Genomic DNA, 270 nt, shown 5'->3' on the forward strand with positions numbered 1-270 from the left:
GGCTGTTTCGCGCATGGTCCGGCGCAGGTACACCACCACGATCGAGGCCAGCGCGCCGATCAGGAACGGCACTCGCCAACCCCAGGCTTTCAGGTCCTGTTCAGACAGCACCAGCTGCAGCACTGCCACCGTCAACAGCGCCAGCAGTTGCCCTGCGATAATGGTCATGTACTGGAACGAGCCATAGAACGAGCGGCGCCCAGCGCGTGATACCTCACTGATATAGGTCGCGCCGGTGCCATACTCTGCACCGACCGATAGCCCTTGCAT

The 270-nt window shown here is 61.9% G+C and carries 1 protein-coding gene; it reads right to left on the reverse strand.

The features are described from left to right. The coding region (locus tag R0J88_RS20355; RefSeq protein WP_410900928.1) for an MFS transporter at positions 1-270 on the reverse strand (270 nt) is incomplete at both ends.

The sequence above is a fragment of the Pseudoalteromonas sp. SIMBA_162 genome, assembly GCF_046535955.1.
Lineage (GTDB): Bacteria > Pseudomonadota > Gammaproteobacteria > Enterobacterales > Alteromonadaceae > Pseudoalteromonas > Pseudoalteromonas marina.